Source organism: Amaricoccus solimangrovi (genome assembly GCF_006385685.1).
In the GTDB taxonomy this organism is placed as follows: Bacteria; Pseudomonadota; Alphaproteobacteria; order Rhodobacterales; family Rhodobacteraceae; genus Amaricoccus; species Amaricoccus solimangrovi.
The window spans coordinates 1-1471 of sequence record NZ_VFRP01000097.1 but is presented as its reverse complement, the minus strand read 5'-3'; the positions used below and the strand labels follow the sequence as shown (position 1 = coordinate 1471).

At 54.3% G+C, this 1471-nt stretch carries 2 protein-coding genes; both read left to right on the top strand.

Going from position 1 to position 1471, the window contains the following annotated elements:
* Positions 1-297 precede the first annotated feature (297 nt).
* Positions 298-1086, top strand: coding sequence for an IS110 family RNA-guided transposase (locus FJM51_RS26495; RefSeq protein ID WP_181164740.1), 789 nt, complete (start codon positions 298-300; stop codon positions 1084-1086).
* Positions 1064-1450 (top strand): transposase, encoded by a 387-nt coding sequence (locus tag FJM51_RS26490; protein WP_181163832.1) that lies wholly within the window; start codon positions 1064-1066, stop codon positions 1448-1450. Before FJM51_RS26495 ends, FJM51_RS26490 begins: the two co-directional genes overlap by 23 nt.
* Positions 1451-1471: the final 21 nt, after the last annotated feature.

Sequence of the window (1471 nt, the reverse complement as noted above, 5' to 3'; positions counted from 1 at the left end):
CTAGTATCGATATTGGATACCCAATGTTTGGTGCATAATAACTATGTGCATGCATAGCCGAATTTCTAGGGGAACAGTTTCTATAAAGACAAGAGCTTTTGCAGCAAAACCTTTCCTAACATTGGGTAGTGAAACTCAACCGCTAGTATGGTTCTGCTGCCCCTTCTGGTTTCAGAATGGGCGTGGGAGCCCGCATAGAAGAGTGAACTGGCTGGGCAGCAGGCAGGGCTTTTGTGCTTAACCCAAAGAACAAAGCGTATGAAAAAGCGAGCCTCAGTTAAAGGAAGCACAGTCAACATGCCGCTGGTCAACCCGAATGCGGCAGGCATTGACGTAGGAGACACTATTCATGCCGTCGCCGTGCCCGAGGGAAGGGACGAGACACCGGTCAGGTCCTTTGGGGCGATGACCTGCGATTTGGAGGCCATCGCCAACTGGCTGCATGAGTGTAGGGTGGACACGGTGGCCATGGAGAGCACAGGGGTGTATTGGAAGCCCCTGTTCAGCCTGCTCATCCAGCGGGGCTTCGAGGTGTACCTGGTGAACGCTAGGCAGGTAAAGAACGTGAGCGGCAGGAAAAACGATGAGGATGACGCGCGCTGGATACAGAAGCTGCACAGCTGCGGGCTGCTCAAGAGCAGCTACCTGCCTGATGACGAGCAGGAGGCCCTGCGCACGCTGGTGCGCCACCGCAGGACACTGATGCAGGATAGGGGCAGGTGCGTGCTGAGGATGCAAAAGGCCTTGGAGGTGATGAACGTCAAGCTGCACACCCTCATCCGGGACATCACCGGCAAGACGGGCACGCGCATCATAGAAACCATACTGTGGGGGGAGCGGACACCGGAGTGCTTCCTGGCCTGTATTGAGAGCAACATCAGGGCCGACAGGGACATTCTCCTCAAGTCCCTGCAGGGCAACTGGCGAGAAGAGCAGCTCTACCTGCTGGAGGACTGCTACACGAGCTACCAGTACTACACCGGGCGCATCGCCTGCTGTGATGCCGCCATTGAGCGGCAGCTGCAGCGTTACCGAGGAGATTCTCTCGGAGACAGGCACGGACATGGGAAAGTGGGAGACGGCTAAGCACTTTGTCTCGTGGCTGAACCTTTGCCCCAACAACAAGGTGTCAGGCGGGAAGCTTATCAGCAGCACCGTGATGAAAAAGAAGCCTAATCCTGCCAGTCAGGCATTCCGCAACGCCGCCAATGCCGTGCAGCGGAGCGACAACTGGCTCGGCGACTACTTCCGCCGCATGAAAGCCAGAGGCGGGAACCGATATGCCATAGTTGCAACAGCTAACAAGATTGCCACCATCTATTACAAAATGGTATCTTGTCAGCAAGAGTTTAAACCTGTGGAACTGACTTCATACCAGCAGAAGTACAAGCAGGCAAAGATTGTTTACCTGGAGCGAAAGCTCTCTAAACTTAAAAAAGAAGCTGCTTAAGAGAAGTTATATAGAAGTTAG

What these genes read in the sequence shown, in the direction of transcription:
- FJM51_RS26495 (WP_181164740.1), top strand. Translation starts at nt 298, where the DNA reads ATGCCGCTGGTCAACCCGAATGCGGCAGGCATTGACGTAGGAGACACT.
- FJM51_RS26490 (WP_181163832.1), top strand. Translation starts at nt 1,064, where the DNA reads ATGGGAAAGTGGGAGACGGCTAAGCACTTTGTCTCGTGGCTGAACCTT.